Here is a 22,335-nt window from a genome sequence, read left to right as displayed (position 1 = left end):
ACTACGCCTAGTAAACACTAAAGGAGTAGGACATGTTACAGAATACCCAAACCCAAATTAAAAACAATATGCAAGATTTGGTGAATAACGCAAATCATTCTTCTGCATTAGTTGCAAGCCCTGATGTGCAAATTAAAGGAAGTGATGGCCGTTATAAAACATTAAAAGAATTCTATCCCTTCTATCTTTCTCAGCATGAAGATCCCACTTGCCGACGTTTACACTTTGTGGGAACCACCTGTGTGATCGGGATTACCGCGGCTGCAGCGATGACCAAAAATCCAAAACTACTCTGGGCTTTGCCTGTAGTGGGTTATGGATTTGCGTGGGTCGGACATTTCTTTTTTGAGCACAATAAGCCAGCCACATTTAAATACCCTCTCTACAGCTTAGCCTGTGATTTTAAAATGTATAAAGACATTTTATTCAAACGCGTTGATTGGTAAATAAAAATGCGACTGTCTTATATATTTATAGGGCAGTTTCAGACTACAACAACCAAACTGCTTCGGTCAGCTGCTTAATTTCATCCATATCATGGCTGACATATAACATCGGGATATGGGTTTCAAGTTGGACAGTTTGAAAAAAAGGAAGGATTTCCTGTTTATGTGCAGCGTCTAATGCAGACAATGGTTCATCTAATAATAATAAATTTGGCGAATATAATAACGCCCGACCTAATGCAACACGCTGCTTTTCACCACCTGAAAGCTTCGTCGGCATACGACTGAGTAAATGATTAAGTTTAAGCAGTTCAATAATATAATCAGGATCAAAACGTCGGCTTTCAGGCGGAATGCGCTTATAGCCAAACAATAAATTTTGCATCACCGTCATATGTGGAAACAGTTGTGCATCCTGAAAGACCAAACCTACATGACGTTGCTGCACGTTTAAATTAATCTTATTTTTCGCATCAAACCATGTCTGATGATTGATTTTAATCCAGCCATTTGCTGGGGTATTGAGTCCTGCAATGGCATGCAAAATACTGGTTTTTCCTGAGCCTGACGCTCCAAATAAACCAATGACAGGATGTTCAGATGAAAATGTCTGATCGAGTTTAAATCTGCCTAAATTTAACTGAATATGACAGTTAATCATCGTCTTAATGCCCTCGTTTGTTTTTCTGATAGCGATGGAACCACTGGGCAAACCATAACGCCAAAAATGCCACAGTTAATGACAGAATAATCAGTCGCCAAACCGCTTGTTCTGTGTCGGGTTGCTGCATCAAGCTATACATGGCCAAGGGCAAGGTTCTGGTCTCGCCTGCAATGTTACCGACAAAGGTAATGGTTGCACCAAACTCACCAAGACTGCGACAAAAACATAAAATCGCCCCTACCAATATGCCACTGCTGGCTAAAGGCAAAGTGACATAAAAAAAAGTACCCAAGGAGGAAGCACCGAGCGTTTTCGCCGCCATTTCTAGCCGTTGATCCACCAACTCTATGGCCAAACGAATCGATTGAACCAAGAGTGGAAAGCCCATCACGGCTGAAGCCAAAACTGCGCCTTTCCAATTAAATGCAAAATTCAGTCCAAAGGGCTCAAGATACTTACCCAGTATTCCGTTTCCTCCAAAAACCTGTAACAGCAAATATCCCGGCACCACAGGCGGCAGCACCAAAGGTAAGAAAATAAAGGTTTCAAATAATGATTTTCCAAAAAACTCTTTACGTGCCAAAACCCAACCCACTGCCAATGCAGGGATCAGACTAAAGGCCAAACAGGTTGCAGCCACTTGGCAGGATAACTTGAGTACCTCTATCTCTTCAGCCGATAAAGAAAACATCATCACTTAGCAGCAGATAAAACGGTAAAGCCATATTTTTTAAAGACTGCATGTGCTTGTTTACTCTGTACAAACTGATAAAAAGCTAGCGCATCGGGATTATTTTTTACAAGGCCTAAAGGATAAACAATCGGGGTATGGCTGCTGATAGGGAAAACGCCAACGACGGTGATATCGTTACTGATAGCAGCATCGGTTGCATAAACAATGCCAAGCTGACATTCGCCACGCGCTACAAAGTTGAGCGCAGCTCTGACATCTTCCGTTTCAACCAATCTTGGTTCAAGTTTTGACCACCACCCCAGTGCGGTCAGCGCCTGTTTCCCGTATTTTCCGACTGGAACACTTTTGGTGTCCCCTGTACAAAGCTTGCCTTGAAAAGCGGTAGAAGGATCAAAACTTTTATCCATTTTTATTTTGACGGGCTTAGCTTTTGGCGAAATCAAAACAAGACGATTGCCCAATAAATTCACACGTTTATTCGGTACAATTAACTTTTTATTTTGCAGATAATTCATCCACTGTTCATCTGCCGAAATAAAAACATCTGCAGGTGCACCCGCTTCAATTTGCTTGGCCAAAGTCGACGAGCCTGCATAAGAGGTTTTCACGCGTACTCTTTTTTGTTGTTCAAACATTGCATCGACATCTGCTATAGCATTGGTCAAACTGGCTGCTGCATAAACGGTAATGGCTTGCTCTGCATGTACCTGTGCCGCAAGAGCCAAAGCACAACACAACATCGCATATTGCATGCACTTATTCTTAAAATTGAGCAGCACCATGTTCCCCTTAAGCGTTATAAATTGACCGATATGTTTTTAAAAATATATGGATACATAAGCAACGTCAATTCCAGAAACAGATTATTTATCATTCAAGTTAAAGTGTTTGTATCTTAATCACGTGACTGATACTGCTCTTGCTATCGAGTGATTAAATAAGAGGTTTTATCAAATAGAGGAAGCTTATTCGTGTAAGCAATTACTGGGTACGAAAAGGATTAGCTGACCTAACTAGCTAGATTATGGTTTAAGGTGTTGAGCTATTTCTTCAAAATCCTGCTCAATCGCAAGGCGTGCTTTTATTTCCATCTGTCTAAACTGACTTAAAATACTTTCGCCCAAGTCCGTGAGTTTTGCCCCACCCCCATGCGTTCCACCTTTTTGAGTTTCGACCAATCCTGACTGAAAACTATGATTCATGGTTTCAACCAACTGCCATGCACGGCGGTAACTCATATTCATACTTTTTGCAGCTTGAGAAATTGAACCTGTACGGCGAATTTCTTCCAATAACTCGGCCTTACCTGGCCCAAAGGCAATGTCTTGATTGAGAAGTATTCTGAGCTGTAATTTTAATTTAACGTCCTGCATACATTCACTCAAATAAAGACCTGTCATCAAAGCAGATGACCTAAAGAAAAACCTTTTACTTTTTATACAGCAAAATTTTGAATATCAAGTATATAAAACAAAACCATTACCGCGGCAAAAACTCGCTAAGGTCAAACCTGACTGCTTTGCCATATTAATCGCCATACTGGTTGGGGCTGAAATACACGCCAGCAAGGCAATATTCAGTTGAGCACACTTACGAATCAACTCATAACTGGCGCGGCTGGTCATCACGACAAAACCTTGATTTACATCATAATGATTTTCTGCAATATAACCCAATAGTTTATCTAAAGCATTGTGTCGGCCTACATCCTCAAACAAAGCCACTATTTCCCCTGCTTCAACCCATGCAGCCGCATGTGCACCACCCGTCATTTGGGTGATTTTCTGTCGGGTATTGAGTTGAGCAATGGCTTGCGGAATTTGAGCTAACCATCCCTCACAGATGGCTGTGGTAATTTGAGGTAAATCCAAATGAAGCTGCTGTAAACTTTCAATTCCACAGAGACCACAACCCGTGCGTCCAACCATCATCCGTCGATGTTGTTTGAGCGCCATAAAGGCGCGGGCAGAAATCGTCATTTCGACTTGGATTCCAAATTCCGTTTCGTGTATGTCTAAAGAATAAAGCTCTTTCAAACTCGTCAAAATACCTTCAGACAAGCTAAAGCCTTTCGCAAAAACTTCAATATCTGCTGGCGTTGCCATCATTACTGCATGAGAAATCCCATTATAAACCAAGGCAATAGGATATTCTTGCACCACAAAATCAGATTGTTCAACAGCTCTATTTTCACTTAAACGCTGGATATCAACAGTTTCATACCCCAGAGAACTCAACTTAGACGCCCGAATATCCATAATAATTTTCCAATCTTCCCTAAACACTAAACCTTTCAATCATGCAAAAAATGACACCTGCAAATCAGGCGCCATTTCAGCATTGAATCAACTAACCTCTCGATTCACGATCTGATTGGCATCTTCAGGATCAACGGCTTGTGCCAAGTTGAAATGTTCAGGCGCTTGACCTGCATGTAAAATCACAGGCACGCTTTTCGAAGCCGGTATTTTGGCGTGTTTATCATGACTACTGAGCGCAACCAATGGATTGGTTTCCGGATAATAGGCTGCGAGGCTACCCCGTGGAATGTTATACGGTACGATACGGAAGCTTTGAACCACACGTTTAACACCATCCGAATAAATACTTTCGATATCCACCCATTGATCTGCAACAAAACCAGCCGCAGCGATATCTTCGGCATTCATAAACAATACACGGCGCTGACCAAATACCCCACGATAACGGTCATCGAGTCCATACAAGGTTGTATTGTATTGGTCATGAGAGCGTGTGGTCATTAGGGTATAGACTTTGGCCCCTGTATATTGTTCAGCGTATTGATGCTCTTTATCGGCATACACTTCAGCCAACGGCGTAATTAAAAACTGTGCCTTGCCTACAGGCGTATTCCACACATGCTGATTGGCAGGATGCTCTAAGTGAAAACCACCCGGCTGATAGACACGTGCATTAAAATCATGAAATTCATCAAATACGTCTTCAATCGAATCTCGAATACGGTCATAACTTTCTACATACCATTTCCACTTGATATCACTGTCTGGCAAGACGGCTGCCGCCATACGTGCCACAATGTCAGGCTCTGAAAGTAGATTCTTGGATGCAGGTTCATTACGCCCTGCTGAAAGATGCACATTACTCATGGAATCTTCAACACTGACGGCCTGTGGCCCATGCTGTTGCATATCAACTTCGGTACGGCCCAAACAGGGTAAAAGTAATGCCTCTTTACCACAAACCAAATGGCTACGATTCAACTTCGTTGCAATCTGTACCGTCAAATCACAACGACGTAAGCCTTCTTGTGTATACGGTGTATCTGGAGTGGCAACAGCAAAGTTACCACCTAAACCAATAAAGACTTTTACATCCCCTTCATACATGGCCTTAATGGTATCCACTACCCCAAAACCATGATGTCGTGGTGATTTGACCCCAAAGACATGATCAATACTATCTAGTAATTTTGGACTCGGTCGTTCATTAATGCCCATGGTTCGATCTCCCTGCACATTACTGTGCCCGCGAATCGGTGCTAAACCTGCCCCTGAGCGACCAATATGCCCTCTAGCCAACATTAAGTTCGCCAGCATATGTACATTCGCAGTCCCGTGTCGATGCTGTGTAATCCCCATGCCCCAACAGAAAATGGCCGTTTTAGCATCCAAATACATTTTAGCTAAAGATTCTAAATGCTCAGGGCGAAGTCCCGTATGTGCATGAATATCTGACCATGTAGTTCGATCAATTTCTTCCATCATGGCATCAAAACCGACTGTATTCATTTCGATAAAAGACCGGTCAAAAACGCTCTTTTTCCCAGCTGCCAGTGCTTGAATGTCCCACTCACGTAAATGTTTCAGCATCCCGAACATGAGTGCATAATCGCCACCCACGTTGGGTTGGAAATAATAACGACTAATGGGTGTACTGCCATTGGTCATCATCTCAACAGCTGCTTGCGGATCTTAGAAGCGCTCCAATCCACGCTCTTTGAGTGGATTGATGGCAACGATATGCCACCACGACGCGACACTTCACGTAAAGTCCCCAGCATCCGCGGATGGTTGGTGCCTGGATTATGCCCAAAACTGAAAATCGCATCGGCGATATCAAAATCTTCTAAAGTCACTGTTCCCTTACCCAAACCAATTGAGTCACGTAAGCCAACACTGGTGGTCTCATGGCACATATTGGAACAGTCTGGAAAATTATTGGTACCATAAGCACGGACAAAGAGTTGATATAGAAACGCCGCTTCATTACTGGCACGACCAGAAGTATAAAATGCCGCTTGATCTGGATGATCCAAGGCTTGTAAATGTTTTGCGATTAAGGCAAAAGCATCATCCCATGAGATGGGCACATATTTATCGGTCGCGCTGTCATAGCGCATTGGGTCGGTTAGACGACCTGAATCTTCAAGCAAGAAATCACTTTGTTCAGACAGCCAACTGACCGTATGGGTCGCAAAAAATTCAGGTGTAACACGTTTTGATGTGGCTTCAAAAGCAACGGCTTTCGCACCGTTTTCACAAAAGTTAAAGGCATGTGCATCTTTCTTTTCAGGCCATGCACATCCTGGGCAGTCAAAACCCGTGGGTTGGTTAGTATTGAGAAGCGTAATCGCACCTTTTTTGAAAACTTCCTGTCGCTTTAAGTTTCTTGCAACACTTAACAACGCACCCCATCCACCCGCAGGATTGGTATAAGGCTCTATTCGCGCATAGCTGGTTTCTTCATCGTCATGCTTTTTATCTTCAGTGTTTTCCATCTCACCGCCCTCAATATTTATCTTCGGTAAAAAGTTCTGCAATGATCAATTCACTGTTCACTTTGCTCATACTTGCAAGCGATTTGGATTGCTCATCCCTTTTTTATTGCTCTTTTCTTATTCATCATGCCTGCGTTTCTTGGCACAATTCCAAAAACACTTCTGATCAAAAATATCACCCTTTTAGTATGCAATTTCAATAGATGAATTATTACAAAAGACAATGACTTGATGGATCGTGTTCGAGGAATACCCTCTCATTTTTTGAAAATGAATGAACTAAACAGCTTCAAGACGCCGTTTGATCTTTGAAATAAAACATTTCATACTCTCGTTTATAAAAACTAAATCCTATGTAAATACGAGGTGGAGCGACTATGGACGGTTCGACGACTGCACGCTTACAACATAGGTCAGCGCAACTGATCGATCAATTTGGCCGTCATAAACATAAACTCCGAATCTCACTGACAGATCGTTGTAGTTATTGCATGGCCGATAGGCCGGAATGGTTGGCAAAAAAAGACATCTTGAGCTTTGAAGAGCTTTTAACCTTTTGTGAAATGATGGTGGGGCTAGGCATTCGGCACATCCGCTTAACAGGTGGTGAGCCTTTGATGCGTCAAGGCGTAGTCAATTTTATTGATGCTTTGAATCGGCTCAAGCCACAGGGTTTAGAACGTATTTCCATGACCAGTAATGCTTTCTATTTAAACAAGTATGCACGAGCGCTAAAAGAAGCAGGACTAGATGATCTTAATATCAGCCTCGATAGCATTCATGCAGACACGTTTATGAACATGACCAAACGTCCGATAGCACCTGTTCTCGAAGGCATTGCGGCAGCACAACAAGCTAATCTCCCGATAAAATTAAACTGTGTTTTAGTCGCAGGACAAAATGATCATGAAGTGCTTGAACTGACCCAATGGGCTTATCAACAGAAGATCGCATTACGTTTTATTGAATATATGCCTCTAGATCAACCTGAGCACTGGCAGCCTCAAAAAGTCATCACTGAAGATGACATTATCCAAACACTTAATCCTCATTTTCAGATTCAGAAACAAGCCAGACAACATGACCCTGCAACCATTTATCTGCTTAATGATCAGTACACATTAGGCATTATTTCCACCATCAGCAAACCCTTCTGTCAAAGCTGTGACCGTTTACGTATCACTGCAACGGGAGAGCTTTTTACCTGTTTATTTGCCAATATGGGAACACCGCTGCGTCATTTACTTCAACAAAAAGATTCCGCTTTATTGCAAGCCCAGATTCTGAATGCGGTATGGCATAAAAAAGCAGGGTTTATTGAACATCAACATGCCCCAACACGCAAAATCAGTATGCATGCCATAGGGGGTTAATCAACTGGTTAATTTTGAGTTTGTCAGTCATTCGACTGTATCCGCATTTATTTTTGTGTTATCTAAATACGTCATAAACTTTTTCTCTTGATCGAACAGTTTCACTTTAGATCAACACTTCAATGTTTCGGAATACTTTATGAAAAACGTTGGCATGAAGCCAGAAAGCTATCGCGTTGCAACTGCAAGCTCTGAACTGCTTGCCCCTGCACATTGTTTACAACTTCTTGCCGACGGCAATACAGAAAAAGGTGATGCTCTCAAAACAGCCCGCATTGCTGGGATTTTAGCCGCAAAACGTACTGATGAACTGATTCCGCTGTGTCACCCCCTGCCTATTTACCGTGCCGATGTCGATTTTGAACTGCTTGTCGACCGTGTGGTTATTCGTGCAACCGTTGAAACGATTGGGCCAACAGGTGTAGAAATGGAAGCGTTGACCGCTGCCAGTATTGCGGCCCTCACCATTTACGACATGCTCAAACCCCATTGCGAACCGCATGAGTTGATCATTCAGCAATGTAAACTCGATCTGAAAAAAGGTGGAAAATCACACTTTAAACGTCATTTGCGTCAGCCTGTTTCTGCGGCACTATTGGTTCTATCAGATACCGTTGCCGCAGGTCGTAAACCCGATACTGCTGGCCGCTCCGTCGTCGAGACCTTAACCGAAGCTGGTTTTGATCCAATTCATTATCAAATTTTACCTGACGAAGCCGATCAGTTAAAAGCATTGGTCTTAGAGCTCACTCAATCTTATGCCTGCATTATTACGGTAGGCGGAACAGGCATCGGCAAACGTGACATTACAGTAGACACACTTGAGCCTTTACTTGAACGTGAGCTCAATGGCCTGATGGAAGCCGCACGTGCTTTCGGACAAAAACGTACCCCTTATGCTGCGATGTCACGTGGCGTTGCAGGTTTTATCGACCGTTCATTGGTGATTACCCTTCCGGGCAGCCGTGGTGGTGCAAGTGAATCTATGGCAGCCATTTTACCTGCTTTGGTTCATATTTTTGATGTCTGCCGTGATCTACCTCACCCAGGAGGTTATGAATGAGTTGCTCTGGCGTTGGTTTAATTACACTCGATCAAGCTCTTGAACACTATAGCGCCGTCCAAACATTGCCTGTCGTTACTTTGCCTTTAGTACAGGTGCATAGACATGTTTTAGCGGCAGATGTTGCATCAACAGTTGCCTTGCCTCTATTTACCCAAAGTGCAGTTGATGGCTATGCGCTGCGCTCTGAAGACTTGCAAGCTGGAATTACCAGCTTTGAATTGGTTGGTGAAATTCGTGCGGGTATTGAAGAACATATTGAGATTCAAGCAGGTCAAACCGTTCGTATTTTTACTGGGGGCAAGCTGCCAAACTCAGCAGATACTGTGGCTCGACAGGAAATTATCACGCGTGGCCATAAACAAGCGACTCTAACTCAAGCTTTGGACAAAGGCGCAGACATTCGTTATCAAGGTGAGGAGTTATCCATCGGGACAACACTTGCGCAACAAGGCCAGCGTTTAGGCAGCGGTTTAATTGCGGCACTCAGTATGGCGGGTGTTCAGCATGTCGAGGTTTATCGCCAACCTAAAATTGCAGTGCTTATTACTGGTGATGAAGTCAGTACGCAACTGGACAATCAATCTAAAGTGTTCGATGCCAATGCGCCAATGATCCGTACTTGGCTCAAAGAACAGGGTTTTGCTGAAGTGCATTTAGAGCATGTGATTGATGATGAGAAGATACTCACACAAGCGCTCTCGAATGCCATGAATCATTATGATGTAGTCATTACTACAGGCGGTGTTTCGGTTGGAGATTATGACTTGATTCGACCTGTTTCAATGGCTTTAGGTGCAACAGAGATTTTCTGGCAAGTTGCACAAAAACCGGGTAAACCATTGTATTTTGCTGAATATCAGACAGACTATCATCATTCTTATTTGATTGGTTTGCCTGGGAACCCTGCTGCTGTGCTCACCTGTCTTGCTGTACATGTATCGACATTATTGGCGGCTTTACAGGGGGTTACGTCTCCTGCACCCGCGTGGAAAAAAGCTCGCTTCAACGACAGCATTAGACAAGACAGCCGTGAGCAACTGGTTCGCATGGTATTAGATGTCAACGAATTTGGACAATTAACCGTTTCCAAACTCGGCAAACAACAATCCCACATGCTCAGTAATTTAAATCGAGCCAATAGTATAGTTCGAATCCCTGCTCGATCTGATGCCCCTGTAACATTGGACTATGTCGATTTCATCTCGATCTAAGAACATCGATGGGATAGTGATACAAACCAAGTGCTTTTTGCACACGGTCTAAGGCTTGGACAGCTTTGTCTTAGACCGTACATCTCAATATTGAACGATCGTTATTGATACCCCTATACACGGATGTTAGGTCAAAATCATGCAAAACTACCCAGCAACAACACTGGTGATTTTAGCGGGTGGGAAAGCCACACGAATGAATGGGGTCAATAAGCTTTTGCAAAGATTTGACCATGAAATCCAGTTGTTAAAAATATATTCAGCTTTTGATGGAAAAGTTCAGGACATATGGATCAATAGTCATCGCGATTATGCGCAATATAGTGAGTTGATTCCTAATATTCGCTGTTTCAAAGATAATAGCGCTGGTTTTTTAGGGCCTTTAATCGGTATACAAACGGCATGGTCATATGTGCAGGCTGATTATATTTTATTTATCCCGTGTGATATTACCAACATTCCACAAGATATATTGCCGCGCCTATATCACACATTAGAACAACATCCGCGCTCTTCTGTTGTCTACCTGAATATCAATGGACAAGTGCTCTACCCTTTTTGTTTGTTAAAACGCAATAGTCTAGAAACCTTAAATAAGCATTTACACCAACAACAATTCAGCTTAAAACACTGTTTCAACGATCTGTCGCCACAAACTTTAGATATTCAAAATGCGCATTTGACTTACCACAGCCTCAATTCATTTGAAGAAGTGCACGATTACCAAAAGTCATTAGACTCTTAGTCGAGTCATATCATTCAAACCTTTCTGTCATAGATAGAAATAGCCACATCTATAAGAAAAATAGTGTTTTATTTGTCTGTACAAACTGACTTTTCCATTTTGATGATCAAATTGAATAATGCTAGAGTGAATTAATAAGTATTCAATAAACTGAAGTCAGCAAACTATTTTTAAACCCGTTTTAACCGAGGCGACATACAGAACATTCATATCAAAATTGAGGCTTATGGTGCAATTGAAAAACATCTTCCTACTGAACTTAGCCTCTGCTGTGTGCCGAACAGTTTAATTGCTGATGTACTCGATCAAATAAAAATACGTTATCCATCTGCTTCTGAGCTGCTGGAACACTGTGCTTGTGCGATTGGTGAAGATATTGTGTTGCGTCAAAGTCGATTAGCACAAGATAGTACCTTGGTGTTACTTTCACCCGTTGCTGGAGGCTAATATGTTAGAGTTTGCTCGTATTCAAGATACTGCTCTCAATTTAGAGAATTTTGACAGCATTCAAGCATTTCCTGACTGCGGCGGAACAAGTGTTTTTATTGGTACGGTTCGAAACCATCATGAAGGACGCGCGGTTCAGGCACTGAAATATACATCTTATGCACCTGTTGCCGAAAAGATGATAAAAACGATTGAACAAGAGATACAAGAAAAATATGCGCTTCGCTATGTTCGGGTTGTACATCGGATTGGTACATTAGACATTGGCGATAAAGCTATTATTGCCATTGCGTATGCTCCACATCGCCGCGAAGCATTTCAGGCCTGTGAAGAAGCGGTTGAGCGTGTTAAACATGAAGTTCCCGTTTGGAAAGAAGAGTTTTATACCGATGGAAGCAGCCAATATGTTGCAGGCTGCTTTATTCGCCAAGACTATGATGAAAAGCATGAACATCAAGGGCATCACCAGCACTAATAATCGCGCTGAATGATCTAATGTTTGAGAGTATTGAATAAAGTCATACCCTTTCTCTTTTACCATACAATCTAATTATTGATTTTTCGTTCTAGATATTGGTGTTTTATTATAATTATATAAAAATTGTCTTTTATAAAAGGCTCGTTGGATTGATCTTGATCCATATAACTGACTTGTTTATTGCGTGGTACATACTTTAATTAGCAATAATTTTGAGTTTAGCGTCAGATTTTGCTGTTTCTTCATTCTATTTTCTACGATGATTATATTTCGATGAATATCTTCGACTTATTTACGCTGACTTTGATTCTATAATTAAAAAAATAGCAATAAATATCCGTATAACGAAGATAACTTTGGACAAGATGAAAGAGAAATAGAGCTTGAAACTGTATTTTTAATATATTTTAGATAACTTCGGAAGGAATACAATAAGAAAATGGTGCGCTCAGCGGGACTCGAACCCACGCCACAGGCTTCGGAGACCTGTACTCTATCCAGTTGAGCTATGAGCGCGCGAGCACATCATATCAAAAAAAATCACAAGGTAAAGCATCTATATAGCTTAGAGTGATTTTCCTGCTTATGCTTTATACAATGTTCCATATCTGCAACACAGAATTGCGAGTAGATTACTTGGTTTATTAGGCATAATCGCTCACAATAGTGCCATTATTAATCATTCGAGAATTTCATGACTGATGCATTGACGTTAAGAGATTTGTCCAAAACCTATAAAAATGGGTTTCAGGCTTTAAAAGGCATCGATTTAACTGTTCCTGAAGGTGAGTTTTATGCCCTTCTTGGACCCAATGGTGCAGGCAAATCTACAACGATTGGTATTATCAGCTCATTGACCAAGAAAACCTCAGGCACTGTCGAAATCTTTGGACATAATCTCGATACACACCCCTCTCAAGCGAAACAGTGCTTAGGAGTTGTACCTCAAGAGTTTAACTTCGGTCAGTTTGAAAAAACCTTCGATATCTTAGTCACACAAGCGGGATATTATGGTATTCCTAAAAAAATTGCGGAAGTTCGTGCTGAAGAATATTTAGAAAAACTCGGCTTATGGGAAAAACGCGGCGTTCAAGCCCGTATGCTTTCGGGCGGTATGAAACGTCGCCTGATGATTGCCCGTGCCATGATGCATGAACCGAAACTCCTTATTTTAGATGAACCCACAGCAGGGGTTGATATTGAGTTACGTCGTTCGATGTGGGACTTCCTGACAGAAATGAACAATAAAGGCACATCGATCATTTTAACCACACATTATTTAGAAGAAGCAGAAATGCTGTGTCGTCGAATTGCCATTATTGACCGTGGTGTCATTAAAGAAGACACCAGCATGAAAAATTTCCTCAATCAACTGAATGAAGAAACCTTTATTTTTGATTTGGCCGCACCAATTGAACCGATTCATATCGACATCATTGGGGTTCGTTTCCATTTAGTCGATGCCGTGACTTTAGAAGTGACTATGGATAGAGCGCATACCCTCAATGACTTATTTCAATTACTCGAAGCGCAAGGAATCCAAGTTCGTAGTATGCGGAACAAATCTAACCGTTTAGAAGAACTGTTTGTGAAGATGGTCGAAAAAAATCTTGAAGGAACTACGCCATGAACTTAAATCAACTTAGCGTAGCTTTATATACTCTGGTGCATAAAGAAATTCGCCGCTTTATGCGCATCTGGCCGCAAACCTTGCTTCCACCTGCCATTACCATGAGTTTGTACTTTGTGATATTTGGCAATTTGGTCGGTTCTCGTATTGGTGAGATGGGCGGATTTAGCTATATGCAGTTCATCGTGCCTGGACTGATTATGATGGCGGTGATTACCAACAGTTATGCTAACGTTTCTTCGAGCTTTTTTAGTGCCAAATTTCAAAAAAGTATTGAAGAGCTGATCATGAGTCCTGTACCTTTGCATGCCATTTTATGGGGCTTTGTCTTAGGTGGTGTCTGTCGCGGGGTCTTGGTCGGTATCATTGTGACAGCCATGAGTTTATTTTTTACTGACCTTTATATTACCAATTGGTTTGTTACCATTTACACCGTCTTGGTCACCTCGTTCTTATTTTCACTGGGTGGTTTTATCAATGCGGTGTATGCCAAATCTTTTGATGATATCTCCATCATCCCAACCTTTGTGCTGACTCCTTTAACTTATTTAGGTGGCGTATTTTATGCCATTTCAGCACTCAGCCCTTTTTGGCAAAATTTATCGTTGATCAATCCGATTGTATATATGGTCAATGCTTTTCGTTTCGGTATCTTAGGTCATAGCGATGTTAACGTCGTCGTCTCCCTATCTGTTATGACCATATGCTGTGCAGTGCTTTATGGCATTGCTTACTATTTACTTTCTCGTGGTTCAGGAATGCGTGAATAATGAGTGTAGAACATTCTCTTTTGGGTAAAGACACCAATTACCCTACAACTTATCAACCCGATATTCTTTTTCCTATTGCTCGTGCTACAGCACGTGAGCACTATGCGCATGTTGAAGGTATTCAACAAGGTAAAGACTGGTGGCATGTTTTTGAAATTTCTTGGTTAAATCACCATGGTGTTCCGCAAGTTGCCATTGGTCGCATCAGCCTGCCGGCCACCTCGCCCAACCTCATTGAGTCAAAGTCATTAAAACTTTACTTTAATAGCATGAACTTTACTCAGTTTGAGTCTAAAGCTGCGTTTAAAGCAACGGTTGAACAGGATTTATCGGCGGCGGCTGGCGCAGATGTCCAGATTGATCTTTTTCATGTCGATGATGTGGAAATTAGTCAACCTGAAGGTATCTGTATTGATGAACTGACTCCGACCCAATTGGAAAATCATCCCAATGCAAATCTATTGACATTAGATGACGCTGCGGAAGATGTTGAAGTACAGATTTACTCGCATTTACTCAGAAGTAACTGTCCAGTCACTGGACAACCTGATTGGGGTACGGTATTTATTCGATATAAAGGTAAAAAGCCTTGTTATAACAGCATACTGGCTTATATTATCTCTTACCGTCAGCACAACGGTTTCCACGAACAATGTGTGGAACAAATATTTGCCGATATTTGGCAAAATTTGAAACCTGAAAAACTGATGGTGTACGCAGCTTATACACGTCGTGGTGGTTTAGACATTAACCCTTGTCGTGTGTCAGATGTGTCATGGATGCCCCGCCCAATTCGATTGGCGCGACAATAAAATAAAGAACATTGAGGTTAATACACGATGCCATTTTTTGGTTTTATTCCATCGACTGAACTTTTACAGACTATTCAAACTGCTCAGCAGAAGAAAGACTCAAGTGAGCCTTTATATCCACTTCGAGATAAAACAGCACTACTCATCAATGATGAAATTATTGATGCCATTTTGACTGAGTTAGTACGTCGTTTCCCACCGAGTGATAAACGAGACACAGCCGAGAAACTGGCTGGCTATATTAAGTCAACAGTTGCGGTTCTGTTGAAGCAGCTTTTAGGCAAATCATCGAATGATGTGGTTCAAGCATCGATTCAGTTTTCTGAAAAAAGCTTGTTTAAAGATGCTGAAAGTCAGTTCCGTGTGGGTGAAGCGTTAGATGCAAGCTTAGTGACCAGCCTCAAATATAACTATGCTGAAATTAAAGCAGGCAATGAAGTAGATAAAGCCGCGTTAACCGAACTGTATAAACAGTTTGCTGAAGCGACTGTACGCCACTTCATGAATGACTTTAATAAAACCCTCGATTTGGGCATGATTAAGCGTAAAGCGGCCGATATCGGTTCTGCAGCTGTCATTAAAGCAGTGCATATTGCTGCCAATAAAATCATCCCCAATTTAACCAAAGATGAACTTTTAGCTTTAGCTGAATATCACGACACCTTATTTCATGCTTAAGTACTAAAAGTCTTCGAGACTTTTCAGATCAAAATGACTCTACTTGTGTAGGGTCATTTTGGTTTCTAAGCTGTGATTTCTTGCTCTTTATATAAAGTCCATATATAAGCTGAGACCAGATCTTTTTGTCATTGTCACTAGACCCTAAATACTACAATTTTAATTGCCTCTATATAAGGAGGACTTTTTATATCAGTCAGTAAAACTTGACTTATATAGTCACGTAAATATTCTGCCTGAAAAAATGTACCATTTTGATTGATCTGTCCTTTATATAGACTGAGTTTGTCTTTTTTTGTATACCTATTTGCCCGCTTCAGTACAGACAATGTTATCTTAAAGCCTACTCACGCTAGACTCCGTTCACAAGAATTTCGACATAACAGAAACGCGAACTATGGGCATTCCCCTATTCGCTTTGCTCCACTGCCAATAACGACTCTGGAAATTAGACTTCTATGTTAAATTTAAACTTTTATAACAAAGTTAAACGTTTACCTTTATTGATTGGCGCTTTGTCGATCACCAGTTTTTGCCAAGCCAACGATTTTGCTTCTCATCCTGGCTATTACAGCTTTAAACAAAAAACCATGCAAAATTATGGTCTGTCTGCTGAACAAGTCGATTGGGCGATGAATGGTTCTAAAAATGTACCCAACATCATCAACATTATGAACCGTCCTGGTGAAAGTAAACCATGGTACGAATATAAAACCAACTTTATGGCAGAAAGCACCATTCAACGAGGTGTCCGTTTTAAAGCCCAATATGCAGATACTTTAAACCGTGCCGAACAACAATTTGGTGTACCGCAATCAGTCATTCTCGGCATTTTAGGGGTAGAAACAGGTTTTGGGACGAACAAAGGTAATTTTGTCACCCGTGATGCCTTAGCAACTTTAGGTTTTGGTTACGAACGTCGTAAGCAATATTTCCAAGATGAACTCAGCGCTTTAATCGCATGGAGCTATAAAGATGGCGTGCCAACCAACTCAGTTGTAGGTTCGTATGCAGGTGCGGTGGGCTACCCACAATTTATGCCTAGCAATATTCCAAAGTTTGGTGTGGATTATGACGGCAATGGCCATGTCGATTTACGAAATTCAGCAGTCGATGCGATTGGTTCAATTGCCAACTATTTAGCAAATCATGGCTGGCAACGTAATCAGCCAATTGGATTCGCAGCACGCTATAGTGGCTCAAATCCTGAAGCGGTCATTGCTAAAGATTTAACTTTACCGACGCCTTATGGTGTTTTAAAAAATCAGGGCATTCAACCGACCAATCCGATTGTCAAAATCGATGATTTAGATATGGTGAATGTGATCCAACTACAGGAAAATTATGGGCAAAGTTATTACATCACTTACCCTAACTTTCAAGTGATTACGACCTATAACAAGAGCCGTATGTATGCGACTGCAGTGTGGCAATTAGGGGCTGAAATTGCTAGCCGATAGGGCTAGCTTTTTACTCAAATTTGAGATGTCAATAAAAAAATATTTAAAAATGATGTAAATTTCGGCATTTTTCATACCTTGTTACAATATCGGTTATTTTTTAATCAAAAAATGTTCGGTTTATGTAGTTTTTATCATTATTTTAATTAAACACTAGACATGCTTATGACTGCATGAATATTATCCATTTCGTCAAATGTTGTTGCAAAAGTGAATTAACAGGCAAGTTTTTTTATCTTTCAACCACTTAGTTTAAAGAAAAAAGTATTGTCTTTTGGAGTTTATAAATGCAGTCTTCGCTTAAATATATACTGGCCATTGCCTCGACCATCGCGCTGAGCCAATCGCAAGCAGAGATGGTTCAGTCATCATTTACCAATGATAATGATAACTCTCGCCTAGCTGCGCGTGTCTTGAATAAAGATGCTCAAGGCTTCAACTCACACTTCTCAAATTTAAATAGCCTTTCAATCACTGAACGTTCAGGCGATAAGATTCGTCGCGAAACAATCGCTGCAAAAATTGAGATCCCTGAAGAAGAGCCTTCAGTGATTGAAAAGTTAAATACTGTTGCATCAAATACAGTACGTAAGTTTAGTCAAACGGGCATGGCGTCTTGGTATGGTCGTCAGTTCCACGGTCGTAAAACAGCAAGCGGTGAAACATTCGATATGAATGCATTAACTGCAGCTCACCGTAGCTTGCCGCTAAACTGCTTTATTCGTGTAACGAATAAAACCAATGGTAAAAGTGTTGTGGTTAAAGTAAATGACCGCGGCCCATTCCACGGTAACCGTGTACTTGATCTTTCTTATGGTGCTGCGAAGCAACTGGGTATTACCAATGCAGGTACTGCGAAAGTCAGCATTGAACGTATTGATGGACCAAACTCTTAAGATTCTTTCCTACAGCATGCATTTGACAGCAAAGCCACAGTAATGTGGCTTTTTTTATTGTCCTATCTTTGCCTAATGTTTTACACAACCGTAAACAGCTCGATCCCCATCATTTGATCCCTCCCAGATGCTTAGTTTGAATAAGATGCGAAATCTAATCGATCCGATTTTTTTGAAGCGAGTGCTCTCACATTTTTACAGCGGTGGAAGACTAGCAAAATTAAATATTTTCTCGGCTCATTCTTATCTGATCAAAGCCAATTTTTCTGCCTACCCTGAACTGTAGTTTTATGCATTCTTCAAATTAGAATGATTTTATGAATTACCTAGTAAATTAAGCGCCATTTTTGCGATATTAGATTCACTAGTGCCCTGTTTGTTTTTGTATAATTAGGGCAGTTTTATGAACCAAAACTAAAAAGAAAACCTTCTTATTTCTTCAAAGTTCTCAAACCCCGCCTCATTTGCTCTATTTTCAATTTTTTTAGTTACCCAATCGAAGCTACGCCAATTTGATAGACATAGTAAAAATCGCAAATAGTGAGCATCTAGAACAATACAAATTTAAAAGCAATGAAAAAGATCGGGCTCTCACACTTTTTCATGCTTTTTTCGGTCTTTTATGGGCCTATTTGCTAATGAAATGCTAGAAATCGAATAACAGATTCAGACCGTAAAAAAATCCTAAACTCAGCAAAATACTGAGCAATAATTTTCTCGTCAAAAGAGTGATTAACAACGTAAAAATTGCCCCATAAAAATAACTATTTTGAAGTATCCCTTTCCAGTGCCCGCCTTCAAAAAAAACCAGTGGCAAACAAATCGAAATCATCAGACAAGGTGCCGCATATTTCAGCATGCGTGTCGCAAATTTAGGCAGCCGAATTTGAGTTTTAGGCTCTAAAAATAAATACCGATTAAAAAAGGTCACACAGGTCAAACTCAAAACAAATAACCAGGTCATGTTTTAGTCCTCTGCTTGATCAAAGAGCGCAGCAACCCACATCCCACTAAATCCAGCCAGCAAAATAGCTGATCCAAGCTCGAACCAACTCAAAATCAGCACCATGATCGATGAACTCACCACGCCATAAATTGCGGCCTTATTTTGAATCAGCAACACCGCCATAACCAAGAACACCACCACAATTGAAAATTCTAAGTGGAGAGTTGAAAGATCAGGTACTTTATTTGCAAGCAAAATACCCATTAGACTAAACAACACCCAACTGACATAAAAGCTGAATCCTGCACCCAACATATAGGCATAAGACGGCTTTTCCTTCAGCATCGCGGTGGCGTAGAGTTCATCGGTCAGCAAAAAGCCAATGCTCAGTCTTCTTTTGAGTGACCATGGCTTTACCTCTTCTCTTAGACTCAGTGCATAAATAAAGTGCTGGCTGGTTAGAAAAAACACGGTGATCAGAATACTCAGTAAAGATGCACCCGTCATGAGCATGCTCAAACTGACCAATTGTGCCGCACCTGCAAACACTAACGCCGACATGCCTACAGCTTGCATGACACTCAGACCCGCATTAATCGCTGCTGAGCCTGCCAATATTCCCCATGGAATAACGGCGATTGAAAGCGGCAACATCTCCTGTACGCCACGGAAAAAGCTTAAACTTTTTTGTTGGATCAATTGCGACTGCACAGCAGACTCCATTTTTCAATTCGCTAGAGTCAATATGCGGCATACCTTAGATGGCTTTCTTGTATGAAATTGCTGTTATTTTAAATTTTATGTGCCAGATATTGCGCAGGTGTACAGCCCAAAGACTTTTTAAAATGACGAGTGTAATGGCTTTGATCGGAGAAACCACAGAGTTGTGCGACTGTCGCAATCTCACAGCCTTGTTTGAGTAAATATAAAGATTTACGTAAACGAAACTGTACCAACCATGCATGAGGTGGAAGTCCAGTAAACTTTTTAAATTGACGCAGTAAATGCCATGGGCTCATCCCGACGACAGCGGCGAGCTCAGCCAGTTGATGTTCTCTTTCAGGTTCCGCAGCAAGTAGTTCTTGTACCAAGACCACTTTACGCTGTGCTTCGGGTAAGTCTTTTAATATTTTCTTAGATTGATTATAACGGCTTAATAAATAAGCCAAAGTTGAAATATATAAACTCTGCTTAAACAGTGTATTTTTCGGCTGTAATAACAAATCGAATAGCAAATTCAATTGTTCGGCTAACCCTTCATCATGAACCACAGCTTGCGGAAACCACGGCATAGTACCTGCTTCATGAAAAAAATCTTTACTCACCTCTTGGATCATTTCAGGAGTCGGATAAATTGCCCGATAACACCAGCCAGTTTCAACAGCAGAAGAACCCGTATGTACCTCATCAGCATTCACTAAAATAATATCGCCTTGCGGTGCAATATGCTGATTCCCTGTGCGTAAAAAAGACTGCGCACCTTCATCAATTAAACCAATACAATAGCCTTCATGGGTATGTTTTGAAAACTGCGTATGCTGATAGGAGGCTTTTAACATTTCAAGACCATCAAGTTCCTGAACATGATGGTAATTTACAAATTCACTGGGTCTGATTTCGTGCATGAGTTGGCCTCTCCTGAACACTCAGCATACTGCGATTCAGCAAAACGTATAGAACAAAATTGCTCTACTACTGATAGGTTTTTCCTTGGTGTTTTAACCAACCACCTTCATGGCGCTGTTGTGGATCGTGATGTGTCCAGTGGATCACCCCGCCTTTTTCACTATATTCGTATTCACCATTGAAGCCAACGGTATCCCCTTTTTGTAAGCGTTCAATACGTGGCGCCAAATCAATATTATGTGCAACCAAAACCGTCATTGCATTAGGGAGTTCTACAATAAATTTTTGATGACGAGTACCGTCATTATCATCCTTAAGCACAGCCACAACACGCCCTTGTGATTGAACTTGAATATTACTTTTCCGGCTTTGAAACGCTTGGGCAATTTTTGTTGTGCCATCAAGCACTTGATTTTGCGGTTGACTGGTCTGTGTAGTGGGCTCTACCGTGACTGATGGTGTCGATGTTTGTAATTGATTTTCTTGAAGATCGATTCCGAAATATGCAGCAATCAAAAGGACGATCACCGCACCAATACTTAGGTTGGTTTTGTTGGCCACTTATCTACTTCCCCGTTTTATTTTTATTCATTGTATAAAAAAAGCCCCTTTGGGGCTTTTTTTTACTCAAAATAATTTTTCAATTATTTTGCAGCAGCTTGAGCAGCAGCAACTTCTTCAGCGAAAGAAAGTTCAGCTTTTTTCTCAATACCTTCACCCACTTCAAAGCGAGCGAATTGAACAACCGTAGTACCAGTTGCTTTAAGAACGTCAGCAACTTTCTTGTCGTTGTCGATTACGTACATTTGACGATCAAGAGCAACTTCGTTCAAGTATTTCTCAACTGAACCAGTGACCATTTTCTCAACGATGTTTGCAGGCTTACCAGATTCAATTGCTTTAGCTTCAGCAATTTCTTTCTCTTTAGCGATAAGTTCAGCAGATACACCTTCAGCAGAGATAGCAACTGGGTTGAATGCAGCAACGTGCATTGCAATACCTTTACCAGTCGCAGCATCACCTGTGTAAGATACAACAACACCGATTTTTAAACCGTGTTTGTAAACTGCAAGGTTTTCGCCTTCAATGATTTGAGCACGACGAACTTGGATGTTTTCACCGATTTTTTGAACAAGTGCAATACGCGCTTCTTCTACAGTTGCACCATCTTCAAGTTTCAATTCAGCAATTTTAGCAGCATCAGTTTCGCCAGCAGCTAACGCAGCAGCAGCAACTTGAGCAGAGAAACCAGCAAAGTTTTCGTCTTTAGCAACGAAGTCAGTTTGGCAGTTTACTTCTAAAAGAAGCGCTTTGTTACCGTCTTGAGCGATAGTGATTGCGCCATCAGCTGCAATGTTACCCGCTTTTTTAGCCGCTTTAGCTTGACCAGATTTACGAAGGTTATCAATCGCTAATTCGATGTCACCATTCGCTTCTGTTAATGCTTTTTTACATTCCATCATTGCAAGACCAGTACGATCGCGCAATTCTTTAACCATGCTTGCTGTAACTGCAGTCATGTCAATCTCCTAAATACGGTAGAAAATGAATTCTTTTTAGAACAGAAACGGCCCAGAGCTGTCTCTTGGGCCGTCTGCATACATGACGCTTACTTTGCCACCATCACATGTCGC

The 22,335-nt window shown here is 41.3% G+C and carries 23 protein-coding genes, 1 tRNA gene and 1 pseudogene; 13 read left to right on the top strand and 12 right to left on the bottom strand.

Going from position 1 to position 22,335, the window contains the following annotated elements:
* Positions 1-32: 32 nt before the first annotated feature.
* Positions 33-446, top strand: coding sequence for a DUF962 domain-containing protein (locus GVX98_RS04375; RefSeq protein ID WP_004982478.1), 414 nt, complete (start codon positions 33-35; stop codon positions 444-446).
* Positions 447-489: 43 nt separating this feature from the next.
* Here the strand turns inward: GVX98_RS04375 and GVX98_RS04370 are convergent, their stop codons facing one another.
* From GVX98_RS04370 to GVX98_RS04345, 6 genes and pseudogenes are all read right to left on the bottom strand, one after another.
* Positions 490-1,107 carry an ATP-binding cassette domain-containing protein gene (locus tag GVX98_RS04370; protein WP_004982479.1) on the bottom strand — a complete coding sequence of 206 codons (618 nt, stop codon included), beginning with the start codon at positions 1,105-1,107 and terminating at the stop codon, positions 490-492.
* Positions 1,108-1,111: 4 nt separating this feature from the next.
* Complete coding sequence (gene modB / locus GVX98_RS04365) at positions 1,112-1,804, bottom strand: molybdate ABC transporter permease subunit (RefSeq protein ID WP_004982482.1); 693 nt, start codon at positions 1,802-1,804, stop codon at positions 1,112-1,114.
* Positions 1,804-2,556: a molybdate ABC transporter substrate-binding protein gene (gene modA, locus GVX98_RS04360; protein ID WP_228716267.1), complete on the bottom strand. Its 753-nt coding sequence runs from the start codon at positions 2,554-2,556 to the stop codon at positions 1,804-1,806. Before modA ends, modB begins: the two co-directional genes overlap by 1 nt.
* A gap of 270 nt (positions 2,557-2,826) precedes the next feature.
* Complete coding sequence (locus GVX98_RS04355) at positions 2,827-3,177, bottom strand: winged helix-turn-helix domain-containing protein (protein WP_035326753.1); 351 nt, start codon at positions 3,175-3,177, stop codon at positions 2,827-2,829.
* Between the two features lie 84 nt (positions 3,178-3,261).
* Entirely contained in the window at positions 3,262-4,062 is an 801-nt protein-coding gene (fdhD, locus tag GVX98_RS04350; protein WP_004982488.1) for a formate dehydrogenase accessory sulfurtransferase FdhD, read from the bottom strand.
* Between the two features lie 87 nt (positions 4,063-4,149).
* Positions 4,150-6,563 (bottom strand): annotated as a pseudogene (locus GVX98_RS04345) (FdhF/YdeP family oxidoreductase).
* 377 nt (positions 6,564-6,940) lie between these two features.
* On the opposite strand from GVX98_RS04345, the gene moaA reads away from it, so the two are divergent.
* From moaA to GVX98_RS04315, 6 genes are all read left to right on the top strand, one after another.
* Positions 6,941-7,936, top strand: coding sequence for a GTP 3',8-cyclase MoaA (moaA, locus tag GVX98_RS04340; protein WP_004982492.1), 996 nt, complete (start codon positions 6,941-6,943; stop codon positions 7,934-7,936).
* 139 nt (positions 7,937-8,075) lie between these two features.
* On the top strand, positions 8,076-8,999 hold the full coding sequence (moaCB, locus tag GVX98_RS04335; protein WP_159127348.1) for a bifunctional molybdenum cofactor biosynthesis protein MoaC/MoaB: 924 nt from the start codon (positions 8,076-8,078) through the stop codon (positions 8,997-8,999).
* Positions 8,996-10,213 carry a molybdopterin molybdotransferase MoeA gene (locus GVX98_RS04330; RefSeq protein WP_159127347.1) on the top strand — a complete coding sequence of 406 codons (1,218 nt, stop codon included), beginning with the start codon at positions 8,996-8,998 and terminating at the stop codon, positions 10,211-10,213. The genes moaCB and GVX98_RS04330 overlap by 4 nt, the downstream gene beginning before the upstream one ends.
* Positions 10,214-10,352: 139 nt before the next feature.
* Complete coding sequence (locus GVX98_RS04325) at positions 10,353-10,958, top strand: molybdenum cofactor guanylyltransferase (protein WP_159127346.1); 606 nt, start codon at positions 10,353-10,355, stop codon at positions 10,956-10,958.
* A 195-nt stretch (positions 10,959-11,153) separates the two neighbouring features.
* The gene (locus GVX98_RS04320) at positions 11,154-11,405 is read left to right on the top strand and encodes a MoaD/ThiS family protein (protein ID WP_159127954.1); all 252 of its coding nucleotides are present in this window, start codon (positions 11,154-11,156) and stop codon (positions 11,403-11,405) included.
* A gap of 1 nt (position 11,406) precedes the next feature.
* A complete protein-coding gene (locus GVX98_RS04315; RefSeq protein ID WP_159127345.1) occupies positions 11,407-11,880 on the top strand; it encodes a molybdenum cofactor biosynthesis protein MoaE in 474 nt (157 codons plus the stop codon).
* Between the two features lie 443 nt (positions 11,881-12,323).
* Here the strand turns inward: GVX98_RS04315 and GVX98_RS04310 are convergent.
* Positions 12,324-12,399, bottom strand: a tRNA-Arg gene (locus GVX98_RS04310).
* 178 nt (positions 12,400-12,577) lie between these two features.
* Here GVX98_RS04310 and GVX98_RS04305 point away from each other — a divergent pair.
* The 6 genes from GVX98_RS04305 to GVX98_RS04280 all read left to right on the top strand — a co-directional run bounded on the left by GVX98_RS04305 (position 12,578) and on the right by GVX98_RS04280 (position 18,129).
* Positions 12,578-13,513, top strand: coding sequence for an ABC transporter ATP-binding protein (locus GVX98_RS04305; RefSeq protein ID WP_159127344.1), 936 nt, complete (start codon positions 12,578-12,580; stop codon positions 13,511-13,513).
* Entirely contained in the window at positions 13,510-14,283 is a 774-nt protein-coding gene (locus tag GVX98_RS04300) for an ABC transporter permease (protein WP_004982514.1), read from the top strand. Before GVX98_RS04305 ends, GVX98_RS04300 begins: the two co-directional genes overlap by 4 nt.
* Positions 14,283-15,095 (top strand): NADPH-dependent 7-cyano-7-deazaguanine reductase QueF, encoded by an 813-nt coding sequence (gene queF / locus GVX98_RS04295; protein ID WP_004982515.1) that lies wholly within the window; start codon positions 14,283-14,285, stop codon positions 15,093-15,095. The genes GVX98_RS04300 and queF overlap by 1 nt, the downstream gene beginning before the upstream one ends.
* 27 nt (positions 15,096-15,122) lie before the next feature.
* Entirely contained in the window at positions 15,123-15,773 is a 651-nt protein-coding gene (locus GVX98_RS04290; protein ID WP_004982520.1) for a hypothetical protein, read from the top strand.
* A 458-nt stretch (positions 15,774-16,231) separates the two neighbouring features.
* On the top strand, positions 16,232-17,233 hold the full coding sequence (mltB, locus tag GVX98_RS04285) for a lytic murein transglycosylase B (protein WP_159127343.1): 1,002 nt from the start codon (positions 16,232-16,234) through the stop codon (positions 17,231-17,233).
* A gap of 287 nt (positions 17,234-17,520) precedes the next feature.
* Complete coding sequence (locus tag GVX98_RS04280) at positions 17,521-18,129, top strand: septal ring lytic transglycosylase RlpA family protein (protein WP_004695839.1); 609 nt, start codon at positions 17,521-17,523, stop codon at positions 18,127-18,129.
* Between the two features lie 646 nt (positions 18,130-18,775).
* Here GVX98_RS04280 and GVX98_RS04275 read toward each other — a convergent pair.
* From GVX98_RS04275 to tsf, 5 genes are all read right to left on the bottom strand, one after another.
* Positions 18,776-19,093: an AzlD domain-containing protein gene (locus tag GVX98_RS04275; RefSeq protein ID WP_004982524.1), complete on the bottom strand. Its 318-nt coding sequence runs from the start codon at positions 19,091-19,093 to the stop codon at positions 18,776-18,778.
* Between the two features lie 3 nt (positions 19,094-19,096).
* Positions 19,097-19,798 carry an AzlC family ABC transporter permease gene (locus tag GVX98_RS04270; protein WP_159127342.1) on the bottom strand — a complete coding sequence of 234 codons (702 nt, stop codon included), beginning with the start codon at positions 19,796-19,798 and terminating at the stop codon, positions 19,097-19,099.
* A gap of 68 nt (positions 19,799-19,866) precedes the next feature.
* Positions 19,867-20,700, bottom strand: coding sequence for an AraC family transcriptional regulator (locus GVX98_RS04265; RefSeq protein ID WP_004982529.1), 834 nt, complete (start codon positions 20,698-20,700; stop codon positions 19,867-19,869).
* Between the two features lie 67 nt (positions 20,701-20,767).
* On the bottom strand, positions 20,768-21,262 hold the full coding sequence (locus GVX98_RS04260; protein WP_159127341.1) for a DUF3465 domain-containing protein: 495 nt from the start codon (positions 21,260-21,262) through the stop codon (positions 20,768-20,770).
* 83 nt (positions 21,263-21,345) lie between these two features.
* Positions 21,346-22,221 carry a translation elongation factor Ts gene (gene tsf, locus GVX98_RS04255; protein WP_004695824.1) on the bottom strand — a complete coding sequence of 292 codons (876 nt, stop codon included), beginning with the start codon at positions 22,219-22,221 and terminating at the stop codon, positions 21,346-21,348.
* Between the last annotated feature and the right edge of the window lie 114 nt (positions 22,222-22,335).

The organism is Acinetobacter sp. 8I-beige, assembly GCF_902505955.1.
Taxonomy (GTDB): Bacteria; Pseudomonadota; Gammaproteobacteria; order Pseudomonadales; family Moraxellaceae; genus Acinetobacter; species Acinetobacter johnsonii.
This window is presented reverse-complemented; position numbering and strand designations above follow the sequence as displayed.